12 protein-coding genes and 1 pseudogene are annotated in these 18,538 nt (G+C 49.8%); 10 read left to right on the top strand and 3 right to left on the bottom strand.

Annotation, left to right across the window (positions count from 1 at the left end; genetic code table 11):
• Positions 1-70 precede the first annotated feature (70 nt).
• Positions 71-814: a Crp/Fnr family transcriptional regulator gene (locus HER31_RS04995; RefSeq protein WP_168659565.1), complete on the bottom strand. Its 744-nt coding sequence runs from the start codon at positions 812-814 to the stop codon at positions 71-73.
• Between the two features lie 223 nt (positions 815-1,037).
• On the opposite strand from HER31_RS04995, the gene HER31_RS04990 reads away from it, so the two are divergent.
• From HER31_RS04990 to HER31_RS04975, 4 genes are read left to right on the top strand one after another with little or no spacing between them, the layout of a single operon-like run.
• On the top strand, positions 1,038-1,967 hold the full coding sequence (locus HER31_RS04990; RefSeq protein WP_168659564.1) for a DmsE family decaheme c-type cytochrome: 930 nt from the start codon (positions 1,038-1,040) through the stop codon (positions 1,965-1,967).
• An 11-nt stretch (positions 1,968-1,978) separates the two neighbouring features.
• On the top strand, positions 1,979-3,979 hold the full coding sequence (locus HER31_RS04985; protein ID WP_168659563.1) for an MtrB/PioB family decaheme-associated outer membrane protein: 2,001 nt from the start codon (positions 1,979-1,981) through the stop codon (positions 3,977-3,979).
• Positions 3,980-4,001: 22 nt separating this feature from the next.
• On the top strand, positions 4,002-6,485 hold the full coding sequence (locus tag HER31_RS04980; RefSeq protein ID WP_168659562.1) for a molybdopterin-dependent oxidoreductase: 2,484 nt from the start codon (positions 4,002-4,004) through the stop codon (positions 6,483-6,485).
• 14 nt (positions 6,486-6,499) lie between these two features.
• Positions 6,500-7,135 (top strand): DMSO/selenate family reductase complex B subunit, encoded by a 636-nt coding sequence (locus HER31_RS04975; protein ID WP_168659561.1) that lies wholly within the window; start codon positions 6,500-6,502, stop codon positions 7,133-7,135.
• Positions 7,136-7,346: 211 nt separating this feature from the next.
• Here HER31_RS04975 and HER31_RS18780 read toward each other — a convergent pair.
• Positions 7,347-7,637, bottom strand: a pseudogene (locus tag HER31_RS18780) (IS3 family transposase); the annotation flags it as partial.
• Between the two features lie 505 nt (positions 7,638-8,142).
• Entirely contained in the window at positions 8,143-8,886 is a 744-nt protein-coding gene (locus tag HER31_RS04970) for a Crp/Fnr family transcriptional regulator (protein ID WP_168659560.1), read from the bottom strand.
• Positions 8,887-9,114: 228 nt separating this feature from the next.
• On the opposite strand from HER31_RS04970, the gene HER31_RS04965 reads away from it, so the two are divergent.
• From HER31_RS04965 to HER31_RS04940, 6 genes are all read left to right on the top strand, one after another.
• Positions 9,115-10,044: a DmsE family decaheme c-type cytochrome gene (locus HER31_RS04965; RefSeq protein WP_168659559.1), complete on the top strand. Its 930-nt coding sequence runs from the start codon at positions 9,115-9,117 to the stop codon at positions 10,042-10,044.
• 11 nt (positions 10,045-10,055) lie between these two features.
• A complete protein-coding gene (locus HER31_RS04960; protein ID WP_168659558.1) occupies positions 10,056-12,056 on the top strand; it encodes an MtrB/PioB family decaheme-associated outer membrane protein in 2,001 nt (666 codons plus the stop codon).
• 23 nt (positions 12,057-12,079) lie between these two features.
• A complete protein-coding gene (locus tag HER31_RS04955) occupies positions 12,080-14,497 on the top strand; it encodes a DMSO/selenate family reductase complex A subunit (protein ID WP_168659557.1) in 2,418 nt (805 codons plus the stop codon).
• A gap of 10 nt (positions 14,498-14,507) precedes the next feature.
• Positions 14,508-15,140 carry a 4Fe-4S dicluster domain-containing protein gene (locus HER31_RS04950; protein WP_168659556.1) on the top strand — a complete coding sequence of 211 codons (633 nt, stop codon included), beginning with the start codon at positions 14,508-14,510 and terminating at the stop codon, positions 15,138-15,140.
• Positions 15,141-15,264: 124 nt separating this feature from the next.
• Entirely contained in the window at positions 15,265-15,885 is a 621-nt protein-coding gene (locus tag HER31_RS04945; RefSeq protein WP_168659555.1) for a TorD/DmsD family molecular chaperone, read from the top strand.
• Positions 15,886-16,050: 165 nt separating this feature from the next.
• Positions 16,051-18,534 carry a molybdopterin-dependent oxidoreductase gene (locus HER31_RS04940; RefSeq protein WP_168659554.1) on the top strand — a complete coding sequence of 828 codons (2,484 nt, stop codon included), beginning with the start codon at positions 16,051-16,053 and terminating at the stop codon, positions 18,532-18,534.
• Positions 18,535-18,538: the final 4 nt, after the last annotated feature.

Raw genomic sequence — 18,538 nt, 5'->3', positions numbered from 1 at the left:
ATCAGTTAAAACCGTTAGCTAAGTTGGAGGGGAGGTGCGTCCATGCCATTAACAAGGCCACTATTATCCACTAGGGCATTTGAGGGTCTTGCTCTGCCATATTTTCTATTAAATCCAAGTCAACTAGATCAGTGAAAAGCTCGAAAGAAAGCACTTCAATCCCACCATACTTTTTCTTTATCGCTCCAGTTTTAACCGCTTCATTAATAACTAAATTTGCGTAAGTTTGAGTCACACCACAATATTCAGCGACATCTTGCTGACGAATAGTTACTTCCTCACCACTTTTTAGTTGATAAATTGATAATAAATATAATGTAGTTAATACGTATTGTTTCTTGTCTATGGCAGAGCCTAAGACCAACCAGTTACGCTCAGCATATAACTTATAGGTGTATACTTTGATTGTAAGCTCAAAGATAGAAGAAAATTCTTTTGCCAACCTTTGTAGATCCTCACCACGAATGGAAATGACTCTACTTTGCCGCAGTGCTATGTAATTGGTAACTTGTCGCCCGCCCGGAGGGTCACCATGAAAACAGTAACCAGCAGCAGCAAACCCGGCACACCTAAGGGTACCCACAGGGATTTCCAGTAACGACTTTAAAAAGCCAGAACAAAGAAAATTAACGGCTGACATTTCATAATCGGCAGTAAAAGTTTCGCCTTTATCTAGTTCCCGAACAATGCAGCAATCAAGCACGCTAGCGATGGCATCATCATTCAAATTAGATTTTCTTAAGAAACTTTCAAAGTCATTTTCGAATGCGTGACTGATTTTATCAAAATCCGATTCACCTTTAAATTCCGACAAAGGTAACCCCTTACTATTGAATGCATAAAAAAACGAACGCAGCTCGAAGAATAACACCCTAACATCAGGTTAATTACCGCCTAACTCACGACATTAAAAATTATTAATTACTATTGAGGAAAACGAGTCATGAGTCAATGGGATTATTATCTAGTTAATAATTAGATAATATCCAATGTTGCATAATAACGTTGTTCCAAAATTTAAAGGCACAAGGAATATTATGAATTCAATATGCAACTTATGGTTACGAAGGGCTGCAATCGGCATAATTTTAGCCTTCCCGTCGATAGTTACCCATGCCAATCCTGCCACCCAATCCCTGCTACAAGATAAATTCATCGCAGGCAAATACTCCACTAAGGGCGCCGACAGCTGCCTCATGTGTCACGCCAAGTCCGACACCGTCATGGCCCTGTTCGCCGGTGCCCATGGCAACACTGCCTCCAGCGACGGTCCCATGGCACAGCTGCACTGCGAAAGCTGTCACGGCCCTCAAGGCAAGCACAAGGGCAAAAACGAACCCATGATTGCCTTCGGTGCCGACGGCAACGTCTCCGCCGAACTCCAAAACACTGTCTGTCTTTCTTGTCACCAAGACAATGAGCGCCTGGCTTGGCATGACTCCGTCCATGTCGATGCCGACGTCAGCTGCGTCAGCTGTCACCAAGTTCACGCAGCCAACGACACGATACTAGCTCGCGATCAACAAAACGCCGTCTGTAGTCGCTGTCATACCGAGCAGCGCGCCGCCATGCACAAACGCAGCAGCCACCCGCTGGAAAACAACGCCATGGTCTGCGGCGACTGTCATACGCCCCACGGCTCCCTATCAGAGGCCGCACTTAAACAACCTTCGGTTAACGACAGCTGCTTTGAATGTCACGCAGAGATGCGTGGTCCATTCCTGTGGGAACACGAAGCGGTCGTCGATGACTGCAGCAACTGCCACAACCCTCACGGCAGCGTCAACGACAACCTGCTAACCCGCAAGGCCCCGCAGCTGTGTCAGAACTGCCACCAGCCCGACGGTCACCAGTTCAACGTTGAACCTACCGACGGCAACGTCTTTACCACCGGGCAGAGCTGCCTGAATTGCCACAACCAGATTCACGGCTCCAACCACCCTAGCGGTAATTACCTACGTAAATAAGGAGAGCAAGCATGAACGCAAAACTCAGTCTGGTTGCCCTCGCCATCATGAGCGCCGGCACCGCACACGCTTCCGGGTTTGACCTTAACGACGCCAACCTCGAAAGCATCAACAAGAACAAATGGAGTTGCAAACGCTGCGTAATCGAACAGCATGATGGCTACATCGGCATCAGTGCCCTCTACGTCGATGCCGACGATGCCCGCGCAGCCACCCGTTTCGGCGATGAAGACGGATTCACCGGTGCCCTTCAGGCCGATATCGATGCCACCAACGACGGTGCCCGAGTACAACTTCAAGCCGACGACTTCGGGCTAGAGACCGGCCGCATTGAAGGTCAGTATCGCAACGACATCCTGCGCCTACACGGTGGCTATCAGTCCATCCTGCATGTCAACGCAGATGACGCCATGACTGACTATGCCGTTGGCAACGACGTCATTACCGATACAGGTAGTGCTCACAACACCACCCTCGAGCTTAAGCGCGAGAACTGGTTTACTGGCATCGCCTTGAATGGCGAAAGCAGCGATATTGGCTGGAATACATTTATCGATTATCGCTACACCGATAAGACCGGCCAGCAGGTCAAATCCAGCCAGTTTATCGACCTCCCCGACGCCAATGATTCCACCACCCCGGCCAACTACGTCGCTCCAGTCGATAACCAAACCCAGATCATCACCGCCGGCGGCCAGCTTAGCGGCCAACACTGGCTTGCAGGCCTGAATTATCACGGCAGCCTGTTCGACAACAAGCTCTCCGGCATCAACAACTCCATCGGCGGTAACGTTCAGGCCTATGCGCCCGATAACGAAGCCCATCGAGTCAGTGCTGACGGCCTCTATCGTTTTGACAATAACAGCCTCAGCGGCCGGGTAGTCCGTGGCTGGCTTTATCAGGACGATGACTTTGTCACCATCGACGGTGCCATACCCGGCATCACCAGTACCGACGCTGAAGTCGAAACTTGGGACATCAATCTCCGTTGGAACTTCCGTGCCAGCAGTGCCTTACGCATCAAGGCAAAAGTGGATTATCGAGAGCGCGACAACAAGACGCCGATTCGCGCCTTTGAGTCTATCGACTTCGATCCCAGCAACGGCCGCGCTGTTGAAAACGTCGCGCTGGACAGCGAGCGCACCGCCTATCAGCTGCAAGCCAACTACCGGATGATGACCGGGGCCAAGCTGATTGCCGGATATCAGTACATCGATAAAGAGCTCACCGATACCGTCACCGAGGACACCAGCGAAGACCGTCTGTTTGCCAGCTTGCGTTACACCCGTCTGGCCAACTGGGACTTCAACCTCGATGCCGAATTCGGCAGCCGCGATGGCTCCGGCTATCAGGCCGATGCCGCCACCAGCGACGAGGACAACGCCCTGTTGCGTAAGTACCACATTGCTGACCGTGACCGCACCCAAGTTGAACTGGCGATTCGTCATACCCCACTGGCTGACCTCAGTATCGACACCAAGCTGCGCTACGCCATCGATGACTACAGCGACACCCAAATCGGCCTGACTGAGTCCACCGACACCGGCTACGACGTCAGCATCAACTACCAGCCGATGACCAAGCTCGACCTGTATCTGTTTGCCAGCCAACAGTGGATTGACTCCGAGCAGACCGACCTCAGCTTGGCCAGTCGCTATAACACCGACTTAAGCGACCAGTTCGGCTTCGTCGGCCTCGGTGCCAGCTACGCCGGCCTGATGCAGGACAAGCTCACCCTCGGCATCGACTACGGCTACGCCGAGTCTGAATCCGAGACCGAACTGAGCACCGGCAGTGCCTATGGCGATTACACCGCCTGGTCACACAACGTCGACCTCTACGCCGAGTACCAACTCAGCCAACAAACCAAGGTCAAGGCCAACTACGGCTACGAGCGCTACTACGACAACAACTTCGGCAGCGTCAACAGCAGCAGCTACACCACCCTGGGCAACCTCAACAGCAACTACGTCGCACACTCGGTCATGCTGACCCTCAGCTACGCCTTGTAAACCATTAAAAAGGAAACTATTTATGCAAAGACGAGACTTCTTAAAACTCAGTGCCGCCACAGGTACTGTTAGCTGTGTCACCGCTTGTGGCAGTAAAAGTAACGATGAGCCAGTACCCACAATACCTGAGGTAGCTGAAGTCGAAACACTTTCGGCATGCGAAGCAAACTGCGCCGCAACCTGCGCATTTAAGGTCATCAGCCAAGATGGCGTGCTCAAACGCGTCGAACAAGAGAACTTCTACGAGGATGGTTTTGACATTCGTCAGCATCGCCCCTGTGCCAAAGGCTTAGCCGCCTTCCAGAAAATATACTCTCCTGATCGCATTCAAAACCCTCTCAAGCGGGTTGGGCCTCGTGGCTATAAAGACAGCTACGTCGAGATCAGTTGGGACCAAGCCTTTGATGAAATCGCTGAGAAACTAACGGCAATATACGACAATTATGGCCCTCGAGCGGTACTGAATGGCGGTGGTTCCAATTATGGGGGGAGTCATTCAGGCTTTTGGGTAACAAACCTACTGTCCGCAGCCGGTGGCTGCATCACAACATTTGGAGCCATGAGTTTTGCTCAAGTCGCACGTATCATGGGTCACGTATTTGGTGGTTTCGATGCCGAACGCGACTTTTCATCAGTAGTAGAGATGCAAAACAGCGACTTTATCTTGTCGTTTGGCTTCAATCCACTGGAAACCGCTGCAAACGGCAGTGGCATGGGGTTCGAATACAACCACGTGGTTGATGGCAAGCCACTGATCATCTTCGATCCGCGCTATACCGATAGCTGCTTGGGTCGAGAACAGGAGTTTCACTTTGTACGCCCAGGCACCGACGCCGCCCTAATTGAGGGCATGGCCTATCACCTGATTGAAAACAACCTGATAAATGAGACCTACCTAAGGGAAAAATGTTACGGCTTCTTCGCCGAAGACGAAATGGTCAGCCCTCATGACAGCGATCGTGTTTTACCTGCAGTATCTGAGGAAGATAGTTATCGTGGTCACATCCTTGGCCTCAAAGACGGTATCGCCAAAACCCCAGCATGGGCAGCCAAAATCAGTGGCGTACCTGAAAGTACAATCAAATCTACCGCCGAAAAACTCGCAGCAGCCAAAAGTCCCTTTGTCGTTGCAGGTTGGGGGATGCAGCGTCAGTTTACCGGTGAGGATAATGTGCGTTCTGTGACTACCTTAGCGCTAATGGTTGGAGCAGTAGGTAATCGCGGTAACAGCACTGGCGAATTGCCTGATTCAAAAGGTTACCTCTACCCCATTCCACCATTGGTAGCCAACCCAATCGCTTGCGCAGTGCCGGTTCATGGATGGCCGCGACTGATCCGTGAGGGCGAAACCATGACTGTACTTAAAGATAACATTCGTATTGCGGACGACGACCTCGATGCTAATGGCGATGGAGTTATTGGACAAAATACCAAGGCTATTTTCGTGCGCGGCGGCAACCCATTTAACCAGCAGTGCGATTCAATGAAGATCCGTGAGTTGCTGACCGATCCTGCTGAGGTAGAACTTATTGTCACCATCGATACTCACCTGACCCCCTCGATGTACGTTAATGACTACATCTTGCCCGACAGTACCATGTATGAGCGCGAAGATTTTCCTGCTACCAACATGGATAACGGTGCCATGGGTTTCCTTATTGCCACTCAAGGAATACCACCAATTGGCAATGTGAAATCGACTTTTGAAATCTGTTTAGAAATCGCCAAAAAAATGGGGATTGATGAACTGTATAGCTCTGGCTGCAGCAACGACGAAGAGGCACTCGTAGCTACCTACAACTTCACCCGTATGATCCGCCCTGATCTTCACCCTTACATGCCAGAAACCTGGGCAGAGATGAAAGAGAAGCAAATGGTGAAATGGGCTCGGCCGGTGGAAGACACCGATGAATCCGCCCGCTGGCACGTTGGCTATTGGGATTACGTACAATATGGTACCGAACCTTTGAACACGCCCACCGGTAAGATCGACATCTATTCACACGATTTGCAGGAATATTCTGAAAAAAGTGAGATACCTGAATATTGGCCTAAAAATTCTGGTGGTTATATTAACGCCACTCCCAAATTTATGATTGGTCCCGAGTCTTACTTGGATAGCTCCGAGACTCTTGATGAGTTTCCATTGCAACTTTGCGGCTATCACACTAAGGCTCAGGTACATACTCAATATCAAAGTACATGGGTAAAAGAGGCGATGAACCCAGCCGCATGGGTTAATCCGATTGATGCAGCCGCGCGCTCAATAGTCTCTGGCGATATGATTGAGATTGAATCACCGCGAGGCAAGACCCAAGTTGAAGCTAAGGTAACCCCACGAGTTATGCAAGGGGTGGTTGCTCTTGGTCAAGGGTTAAAATTTAATCCAGAAGGGGGAGTATGCAAAGGCGGCAGTTCTAATACACTGACCTCACATGACTATAGCTCTCCGGTTGATAAAGCCTGTGGTGTTGCCACTTGTCGCATCAATATTCGTAAACTTTAAAAGGGGCTAAAGACATGACAGATGAAACTCAATTGGCATTCCATTTTGACCAAACCAAGTGCAATGGTTGTAAAGCGTGCCACATGGCTTGCAAAGTAAAATTAGAGTCCAATCTAAACGAGATACCCCGCCGAGTATATGAATACGTTGGTGGCGGGTGTGTCGATAACGGCGATAATACATTTACTACAACAGTATTTGGGTATTATACCTCCGTTGGTTGCAATCACTGTAGTGAGCCGGTATGTGTCAAGGCATGCCCTACAGGCGCGATGTACAAGCAAGCTAGTGATGGATTAGTTAAAATCGATCAATCGGTGTGTATTGGCTGCGGTAGCTGCGCTCAGGCGTGTCCCTATGATGCTCCGCAACTTGATACGGCTCGCCAAGTAATGACTAAGTGCGATGGTTGCAGTGATCGACTTGCGCAAGGCAAACAACCGTACTGTGTTGCTAGTTGTACTCAGCGAGCACTCGACTTTGGTACAGTGGATGAAATGATTTCAAAATACCCTAATGCAGCAAGAGCTGATACCGCTCCACTGCCATCGGTTTCGATAACTACCCCCAATCTGTTCATCAGTGCCAACCCTAATGCTAAAGCATCTGGAAGTGCCGAAGGATATATCATAAACCTAAAAGAGGTTTAACATACAAGGCCGCTTAATTAAGCCTATTAAGCGGCCTATCTATTAACTAAAATATAAAATGATTTATTTACTTAGAGTGTAAAATATAAAAGTTAGCATTAACATAAAGTCAAGCAACTGGGAGTTCAGACCGAGAATTTAAACATTCAGAAGGTCAATCAATTCAGGGGGCGTTGTTGAGCAATTTGATCCGGTCAAAGTCGACACCGGACTAAGCACTATTCTTTTGTTCATTGTTTTCTGAGCTGAGATAGCTAGGAGGGTTGTGCCTTCTCGTTCTGTTGTAATCACCCTCAATCTACTCAAATACGGCCTGCCGCATGGTTTCACGATCCATGATGGGTTTATATTAGGTAGCCTCGACCTTTAGCGAATGAAACAATCTCTCGACGCAGGCATTGTCCCAGAAATTCACCTTACGGCTCATGCTTTGGCGATATTAATATTTTGTCAGCAGCGATCTTAAAGCCAACGAGCAATATTGGCTCCCGCGGTCGCAGTAGTCTTTAGGGGCGGATGTCGCGGTAGCGACGACACATTCTTGTGTGTATTAGGGGGCGCTTAGTCCCCTTTGCAATACCCTCTGCCTTAGGTCGCAGTCCCAAACGCTTTGCTGAACTGCTCCTATGCGGCCAACAACCCAACCCAGCTCTAACGCTGCTCTGTAAAAAGGCCAGCACCCTCGAAATGAAGCCGTAAAAGCATTGCAAAAGGAGAACTACCCACTTGTGTTTCATCCTGCCCGAGGCGAGCATTAGACTTCGGCACAATGGAAGAATTGACAGCAAAATATGGGAATAATGCCGACCTTAGCCCACTGCCATCATCAAGCATTACTTCACCAAATGTTATTATTAAGAAAAGCAAGCATGAGAATGCTACCGCTCAACTAATGAACCCTAATGAGTTGTGACTTTTGCAATAAGTCAGTAATGACGCAGCGCTAAGACAAAAGCCCTCGCAATCGCGAGGGCTTTATAATTACTTTACCAAAAGTAATGTGCCTACTAAAGAATTTGAGGTATGTGCTCGATAAGTTCCTTGATTAACTTCCAATCAACCAATTCAATAAATTTCTTGCGGTCAAGAACCTCTATCCCCCCATAACACTTTTTGAAGGCTCCTGAAGCAGTGCTCTCGTTGATTGTCGAGACGACATAAGGAACAGTAACGCCGGAAATATCGGCTAAGTCCTGATGCCTAACAACCACTTTTGGGTTACTCTCAATTTGAAAAATACATATAAAAAACAAAGACATAAGCACATGTTGTTTTTTATCTATCACTGAATTTAGAACCCACCAATTCCGCTCATGATAAAGTTGATACGTATAAACTTGTAGCGTCAAATCAAATATTGCAGCATCGAGTTGAGCGAGTTCTCTAAGACGCACACCTGGCACAGAAATGACCTTGCAGTCTTTTAAGGCTGTGTAGTTAGCAACTAACCTAGAAGAGGGCGGCGCTCCATAAAACCCCCAACCTGGAAGCACAAAACTTGCAACTCGAGCATTATCCTCAACCAACATAAGTTCATTTTTAAGCAGGCCAGACTCCAAATAATTTATTGCTGAAGAATCATAATCAAGGCTAATACTTTCCCCCTTAGATACCTCCCTTACGTAAGAGGCTGAAGAAATATTATCAATAGATGAAGTAGATATTTCATACATGCGTAAGAAATCACGAAAACTTCTCGCGCATGATCGCTTAACATACTCGTAAGTTGCTCTGTCTTCACCGTTCAACATTTTTAAACCAACCCTGTTCTATCACAACCATATGCAAGATATTTTTATCGAAATTATATCAATCAACTATCTGCATTTTGTGTTCAACCTCTAGTTTTTCTCACATCAGAAAAGGTCTGAGTCGAAACTTAGATTCCAAACCTCGCCAACATTAAACTGGTTAATATTTGAGGAAGTGCGACTTCTGCATAATCTCCAGCTTACGGATCTCCACATCTAAGGAAGACCATGAGCCTAACCAAAATAACGAAGAAACAAGCATTGGCGCTTAGCTGTCTGTTTGTGATACCGACGATAAGCGCTAAACCCCTGCAACCGACTCAGCAGTTGCTGCAAGATAAATTCATCGCTGGCAAATACTCCACTAAGGGCGCCGACAGCTGCCTCATGTGTCACGCCAAGTCCGACACCGTCATGGCCCTGTTCGCCGGTGCCCATGGCAACACTGCCTCCAGCGACGGTCCCATGGCACAGCTGCACTGCGAAAGCTGTCACGGCCCTCAAGGCAAGCACAAGGGCAAAAACGAACCCATGATTGCCTTCGGTGCCGACGGCAACGTCTCCGCCGAACTCCAAAACACTGTCTGTCTTTCTTGTCACCAAGACAATGAGCGCCTGGCTTGGCATGACTCCGTCCATGTCGATGCCGACGTCAGCTGCGTCAGCTGTCACCAAGTTCACGCAGCCAACGACACGATACTAGCTCGCAATCAACAAAACGCCGTCTGTAGTCGCTGTCATACCGAGCAGCGCGCCGCCATGCACAAACGCAGCAGCCACCCGCTGGAAAACAACGCCATGGTCTGCGGCGACTGTCATACGCCCCACGGCTCCCTATCAGAGGCCGCACTTAAACAACCTTCGGTTAACGACAGCTGCTTTGAATGTCACGCAGAGATGCGTGGTCCATTCCTGTGGGAACACGAAGCGGTCGTCGATGACTGCAGCAACTGCCACAACCCTCACGGCAGCGTCAACGACAACCTGCTAACCCGCAAGGCCCCGCAGCTGTGTCAGAACTGCCACCAGCCCGACGGTCACCAGTTCAACGTTGAACCTACCGACGGCAACGTCTTTACCACCGGGCAGAGCTGCCTGAATTGCCACAACCAGATTCACGGCTCCAACCACCCTAGCGGTAATTACCTACGTAAATAAGGAGAGCAAGCATGAACGCAAAACTCAGTCTGGTTGCCCTCGCCATCATGAGCGCCGGCACCGCACACGCTTCCGGGTTTGACCTTAACGACGCCAACCTCGAAAGCATCAACAAGAACAAATGGAGTTGCAAACGCTGCGTAATCGAACAGCATGATGGCTACATCGGCATCAGTGCCCTCTACGTCGATGCCGACGATGCCCGCGCAGCCACCCGTTTCGGCGATGAAGACGGATTCACCGGTGCCCTTCAGGCCGATATCGATGCCACCAACGATGGTGCCCGAGTACAACTTCAAGCCGACGACTTCGGGCTAGAGACCGGCCGCATTGAAGGTCAGTATCGCAACGATATCCTGCGCCTACACGGTGGCTATCAGTCCATCCTGCATGTCAACGCAGATGACGCCATGACTGACTATGCCGTTGGCAACGACGTCATTACCGATACAGGTAGTGCTCACAACACCACCCTCGAGCTTAAGCGCGAGAACTGGTTTACTGGCATCGCCTTGAATGGCGAAAGCAGCGATATTGGCTGGAATACATTTATCGATTATCGCTACACCGATAAGACCGGCCAGCAGGTCAAATCCAGCCAGTTTATCGACCTCCCCGACGCCAATGATTCCACCACCCCGGCCAACTACGTCGCTCCAGTCGATAACCAAACCCAGATCATCACCGCCGGCGGCCAGCTTAGCGGCCAACACTGGCTTGCAGGCCTGAATTATCACGGCAGCCTGTTCGACAACAAGCTCTCCGGCATCAACAACTCCATCGGCGGTAACGTTCAGGCCTATGCGCCCGATAACGAAGCCCATCGAGTCAGTGCTGACGGCCTCTATCGTTTTGACAATAACAGCCTCAGCGGCCGGGTAGTCCGTGGCTGGCTTTATCAGGACGATGACTTTGTCACCATCGACGGTGCCATACCCGGCATCACCAGTACCGACGCTGAAGTCGAAACTTGGGACATCAATCTCCGTTGGAACTTCCGTGCCAGCAGTGCCTTACGCATCAAGGCAAAAGTGGATTATCGAGAGCGCGACAACAAGACGCCGATTCGCGCCTTTGAGTCTATCGACTTCGATCCCAGCAACGGCCGCGCTGTTGAAAACGTCGCGCTGGACAGCGAGCGCACCGCCTATCAGCTGCAAGCCAACTACCGGATGATGACCGGGGCCAAGCTGATTGCAGGCTATCAGTACATCGATAAAGAGCTCACCGATACCGTCACCGAGGACACCAGCGAAGACCGTCTGTTTGCCAGCTTGCGTTACACCCGTCTGGCCAACTGGGACTTCAACCTCGATGCCGAATTCGGCAGCCGCGATGGCTCCGGCTATCAGGCCGATGCCGCCACCAGCGACGAGGACAACGCCCTGTTGCGTAAGTACCACATTGCTGACCGTGACCGCACCCAAGTTGAACTGGCGATTCGTCATACCCCACTGGCTGACCTCAGTATCGACACCAAGCTGCGCTACGCCATCGATGACTACAGCGACACCCAAATCGGCCTGACTGAGTCCACCGACACCGGCTACGACGTCAGCATCAACTACCAGCCGATGACCAAGCTCGACCTGTATCTGTTTGCCAGCCAACAGTGGATTGACTCCGAGCAGACCGACCTCAGCTTGGCCAGTCGCTATAACACCGACTTAAGCGACCAGTTCGGCTTCGTCGGCCTCGGTGCCAGCTACGCCGGCCTGATGCAGGACAAGCTCACCCTCGGCATCGACTACGGCTACGCCGAGTCTGAATCCGAGACCGAACTGAGCACCGGCAGTGCCTATGGCGATTACACCGCCTGGTCACACAACGTCGACCTCTACGCCGAGTACCAACTCAGCCAACAAACCAAGGTCAAGGCCAACTACGGCTACGAGCGCTACTACGACAGCAACTTCGGCAGCGTCAACAGCAGCAGCTACACCACCTTGGGCAACCTCAACAGCAACTACGTCGCACACTCGGTCATGCTGACTTTTAGTTACGATTTGTAATGGTTTTAAAAGGAAACAACATTATGCAAAGACGTGATTTTCTAAAACTCAGTGCCTCCGCCAGTGCGGTCAGTTGCATCACTGCCTGCGGCAGCAAGGACTCCGATACTCCGCTACCTCAAATACCAGAAGGCAGTAATGAACAAGTCCATTGGTACGGTTGCAGCTCCAACTGCACCAGCATTTGTCCAATCAAGGTGATCACCGAAGATGGCGTAGTGACTCGCATCGAGACCGACGATCTTATCGAAGACAGCAGTGGCAACCCGCAACACCGCGCCTGCCTGCGTGGCCGTTCGGCTCGCCAGAAGGTATTGGCGGCAGAACGATTGACAGTTCCTATGAAACGAGTTGGCCCCAGAGGCTCAGGCGAATTTGTCGAAATTAGTTGGGAGGAAGCATACGACACCATCCACGCTAACCTCAGTCGAATTCTCAATGAATACGGTAACGAAGCGGTTTACTTTCCAAACGGATCTGGCACCGTTTTCTCAACGATGTCTGGTCAGGATTGGTATGGAGCCGGTGTCTGGGGCGCCAAGCTAATGAATCTGCTTGGAGGCCACCTAGGCAGCTATTATGGCTATAGCTATGCCGGAGTGATGGAAGCGTATTACCGCACCTTTGGTACGGTGGAAGCGACAGGTAGTTCCATGAGTGTCGCGCAAGAAAGTGATTTGATTTTCTCACTCGGTTACAACCCAGCAGAAACCTCAACCGGCGGCGTGGCTGGGCAATTCCAGTGGCAGAAAGCAATCGATGGCATCGAAACCATCGTTGTCGATCCCAGATACACCGACTCCATGCTCAGCGGGTCGCAATGGGTACCAATCCGCCCGGGAACTGACGCCGCACTATGTGAGGCTTTGGGCTACGAAATCATCACCAACGATAAGGCAGATGAAGCCTTTCTCAACAAGTACTGTGTTGGATATGACGCCACTACCATGCCCGAAACCGCCGACGAAGGTGCCGACTACAAATCCCATATCCTAGGTTTAGGCCCAGATGGCACTGAAAAAACGCCGGAATACGCTGAACGCATTACCGGCATCCCGGCAGCCACCATTCGGAAGCTGGCAGAAAAACTCTGGAGTGCAGAACGTCCTTTCGTGGTGATGGGGTATGGCCCTAATCGCCACGCTAACGGCGAACAGAATGTGCGCTCGGTAATGATGCTGCCACTGCTGCTCGGTAAGGTCGGCCTCCCAGGAACCAATAACGGCGTATTAGCTAACACCATGTACAGCCTTCCCTGGGGAATCGGAATTTCCTCAGGCGAAAACCCCGTAAAGGCCACCATTCCATTTTACAGCTGGCTCGATGCCGTAGAGCGTGGCATCGAGATGACTGCAACATCACATGGCGTTCGGGGTGCCGAAAAACTCAACTCAAACATAAAATTTATATGGAACCACGCCAGCAACACCCTAGTAAATCAGCATGGCGATACCTACAAGTGTGCTGAGGTACTTAGTGATGAAAGCAAGGTTGAGTTTATCTTGGTACACGATATCAACATGACCTCTTCAGCCAAGTTCGCTGACATTCTGTTACCAGACCTCATGGACATTGAGCGTGATGACCTGATGATCAACAGCGGTGCTGAAAGCGTTTTGGTTATTCCGGCAACCTCCAAAGTTAAAAGCATTGCCGATGGCAGGTCGTCTTTCGAGGTCTGTTTGCAACTGGCTAAACGATTTGGGCTGGAGACAGAGTATGCAGAAGGCCGCAGCTACCGAGAGTGGCTTGCCTATAGCTATGCGGTAACCCGTGGGTTTTATGCCGGCTACTTCCCCGAGACTGCTACGCAACTGCCAGAAGACTTCGAAACATTTATGGCGGGAGAGCCGGTTCGGCTTTCTGCGGTTATGCCCAATATTGCTCTCCAGCAATATATCGCTGGAGATGGCCAAGCAGAACTGCCTACACCTTCAGGCAAGATTGAGATCTATTCTGCAGCGATGCAAGAGTTGGCCGACTCCTTCGAGCTCGAAGAGGGCGAAGAGATCCCTGCTATCCCCAAATATGTCCGTACTTGGGAAGGCTACGAAGACTTTGAAACCAAGAAGGATTATCCGCTGCAATGCTTTGGTTTCCACAGCAAAGGTCGCACCCATTCCAGCTATCACAATCTAAGTTGGCTACGTACCGCCTACGAGGACGCCATCTGGATGCACCCTCAAGACGCCGACAACTATGGTGTCACCGACGGCAGTTATGCCTTAGTAGCCTCCAAGCGAGGCACCATCAAGATAAAGGTAAAAGTCACTCCGCGCATCATCCCCGGTGTTGCTGCGCTGCCTCAGGGCATGTGGTTTAAAGACGTCAACGGCGTCGATGAAGGGGGCTGTATTAATACCCTGACATCCTTAAGGACACAGGCCAGTGGCAAGGGTAACGCTCAACACACTATCCTCGTCAACGTAAAGCCAGCTTAGGAGAAGAAAAATGGATAACAATGAAAAGTACGCATTCTACTTCGACTCCAGCAAATGCACTGGCTGCAAAGGTTGTCATATTGCGTGTAAAGATAAGAACAATCTAAGTGAAGATGTGTTACTGCGTCGCGTCTACGAATATGGCGGTGGCGGTTGTACCGAAGGGGCCAACAACACTCTGCAAAGTTCAGTGTTTGTCTACTATATGTCAGTAGGATGCAACCACTGCGACAAGCCTGTGTGTGTCGCTGCTTGCCCCACGGGTGCCTGCTACAAAAATAGTGACGGCTTGGTGCAGATCGATCAGAAGCTGTGTATTGGTTGCTGCGCCTGTGTTCGCGCCTGCCCATACGATGCTCCGCAGTTCGATAACGCGCGCCAAGTGACTTACAAGTGCGATGGTTGTCGAGACCGATTGGCAATGGATAAAGTACCAAGCTGTGTCTCTGCGTGCACTGGTCGAGCGTTAGACTTTGGAACAACTGAATCTTTGCTAGAGAAGTATCCAAATGCATCTGACAGCAGTATTGCACCATTGCCAGCATCTGAGATAACCCAACCGAACCTACTAATTACACCAAATAAAAGCGCCAAAGTTAGTGGCAGCCTTGAAGGCCAGGTTCTTAATGAAACTGAGGTTTAGCAACAACTAAACACCCAAATAGATATGAAGCATATTAACTCATCGAGCCGCTTAATCAGAAAATGATTCATCGGCAAGATGAAAATTAGTTAATTAACTGTGCAATGACAGAATCGGATAATAAATGAATAACTCACAATTTATCAATTATGCTTCGGCAATTAGTGGTATTTTGCATAACCTATATTTTATCAAACCCACTCCGGAGTTCCTCGCAAATTTCCGCGAACCTGTTTTTTTAAACAGCTGGCCCACAATGGGTTCAGTGGAGAGACACAACCTTGCAATTGAGCTTATCAAACGTTCTCTTTTAACTATGTCAGATAAAGAGATTGAGCGAGATTACTATAGTTTATTCATCGGCCCTGGCGCGATGAAAGCCTACCCTTGGGGCAGCGTCTATACGGATAAAGAGAATCTGCTATTTGGCGCTACCTGCGTAGCCTACACACGCTTCTTAAGATCTTGGCAGATTGAAATTAACTTAGATAAAAATCAACCCTATGACCATATAGGTCTGATGCTTGGAGTTATCTCAGAGTTACTAAATAACAATCAACTAACGGCGTTGGACAAGCTACTGAGTGTTCATCTACTGCCGTGGTCAAATCGCTTGCTAGAGTGTATCGATATTCACGCTAATAGCGGATTTTATCGAGGAATGGCAATGCTGACAAGTGAGCTGTTAAACGCATTAGCAAGACGTCGTAAATTAACCCCATCAAGAGTAGAAATATATAAGTAAATAATTTATTCATATCGATTTAAATCACACCCAAAGCTCACAAGTTATTCAGGCGTCATAATGCTCGAAGAATGTTGTATTTATCAAATAATTTCAGGCTACACATTTAATTACGTGAAGCAGCCCTTGATATAACTCTAACAAATTTTAAAAAGGAAACTATTTATGCAAAGACGAGACTTCTTAAAACTCAGTGCCGCCACAGGTACTGTTAGCTGTGTCACCGCTTGTGGCAGTAAAAGTAACGATGAGCCAGTACCCACAATACCAGAGGTAGCTGAAGTCGAAACACTTTCGGCATGCGAAGCAAACTGCGCTGCGACCTGCGCATTTAAGGTAATCAGCCGCGATGGCGTATTAAATCGCATCGAGCAAGAAGATTTCTATGAAGATGGCTTCGATATTCGTCAGCATCGTCCCTGTGCCAAAGGCATGTCTGCGGCTCAAAAAATCTATGCGCCCGAGCGAATTAAGAACCCACTGAAACGAGTCGGGCCTCGCGGTTATAAAGACAGCTATGTCGAGATCAGTTGGGAACAAGCCTTCGATGAAATCGCCGAAAAGCTTTCTGCAGTCTATGAAAACTACGGACCTAAGGCCGTCATGCGTGGAACCGGCACTAACCATGGCGGTAGCCACTCTATTTTTTGGGTAGACAATTTACTTTGTGCAGCAGGCGGATGCATCACCCCATTCAGCGCAATGAGCTTCTCGCAGGTCGAACGCATCATGGGCTACGTGTTCGGTAAGTTCCGCCATGAGCGAGATTTCTCCTCCGTCGTGGAGATCCAGAACAGTGACTTTATACTGTCGTTCGGCTTTAACCCGCTTGAGGTCAATGCCAGCGGAAGCGGACTTGGGTTCGAATACAACCACGTGGTTGAGGGTAAGCCGATGGTGGTCTTTGACCCACGCTACACCGATAGTTGTTTAGGCCGCGAACAAGAATTCCACTTTGTCCGCCCAGGCACCGATGCCGCACTCATCGAGGGTATGGCCTATCACCTTATCGAAAACAACCTGATCAACGAGTCCTATCTGCGTGAAAAATGTTACGGTTTTTTTGCTGAAGAGGAGATGATCAGTCCCCACGACAATAATCGTATTCTGCCTGCAGTAACTGAGGAAGAGTCGTATCGAGGCCATATTCTTGGTCTCAAAGATGGTGTCGCCAAAAACCCAGCCTGGGCAGCCAAAATCAGTGGCGTACCAGAGTCGGTGATCAAATCCACTGCCGAACAGCTCGCAGCAGCTAAAAACCCTTATGTCGTTGCTGGTTGGGGGGTGCAACGTCAGCTAACCGGTGAGGATAATGCACGCTCAGTCACCACGCTCGCCCTATTGGTTGGCGCAGTAGGTAATCGCGGTAACAGCACCGGAGAATTGCCTGATTCTAAAGGATACATGTTCTCGCTTCCCCCTCTAGTACCAAACCCAATCACCTGTAGTGTCAATTATCACGCTTGGCCACGCTTGGTCCGTGAAGGCGAAACCATGAGCGTTATCAAAGATAACGTGGTGCTGGATCCAGCAGATCTCGATGAAAGTGGCGATGGCGTTATCGGCCAAAATCTCAAAGCCCTCTTTGTTCGTGGCGGTAACCCATTTAACCAAGCGGGTGATACCCATAAGATCCGTGAGCTGCTGTCAGATCCCGCGGAAGTGGAACTGATCGTAACCATCGACACTCACCTGACGCCTTCGATGTATGTCAACGACTACATCTTGCCAGACAGCACCATGTATGAACGCGACGACTTTGCATCAACCAACATGAACAACGGCGCCATGGGCTTCCTTATAGCTACCCAAGGCATCGAACCCGTTGGCAATGTGAAATCCACCTTTGAGATCTGCTTGGAGATCGCTAAGCGAATGGGTATTGACGACGTATACAGCTCAGGCTGCAGCAACGACGAGGAATCTCTTGAGGCAACCTACAACTTCACCCGCATGATCCGCCCTGATCTTCACTCTTACATGCCAGAAACCTGGGCTGAGATGAAAGAGAAGCAGATGATTAAGTGGGCCCATCCAGTGGAAGATAGCGATGAATCCGCCCGCTGGCACGTAGGTTACTGGGATTACGTGCAATATGGCACCGAGCCACTTGAAACACCAACCGGCAAAATTGACATCTACTCTCATTCGCTCAGAGAGTTCGCCGAAATCAGTGAAATCCCGGATTACTGGCCAAAGGATTCCGGTGGTTACATTAACGCCATTCCAAAATTTATGGTGGGTCCAGAATCCTACTTGGACAGCAATGAAGCTTTGGATGATTTCCCTCTTCAACTTTGCGGTTATCACACCAAAGCTCATGTGCACACACAATATCAAAGCACCTGGTTAAAAGAGGCGATGAGCCCAGCCGCTTGGGTCAACCCTACAGATGCTGCAGCTCGAGGCATTAGCAGTGGCGACATGATCGAGATCGAATCACCTCGAGGTAAAACCCAAGTTGAAGCCAAGGTTACTCCGCGGGTCATGCAAGGCGTCGTCGGGCTTGGACAAGGATTGCGTTTCAACCCTGAGAACGGTACCTGCACCGGAGGCAACTCAAACGCGCTTACCTCACACGACTATAACTCACCGATTGAAAAAGGTACTGGCGTTGCCAACTGCCGAATCAACATTCGTAAAGTATAAAGGG

Origin of the sequence: Ferrimonas lipolytica (assembly GCF_012295575.1) — a bacterium.
Taxonomy (GTDB): domain Bacteria; phylum Pseudomonadota; class Gammaproteobacteria; order Enterobacterales; family Shewanellaceae; genus Ferrimonas; species Ferrimonas lipolytica.
This window is presented reverse-complemented; position numbering and strand designations above follow the sequence as displayed.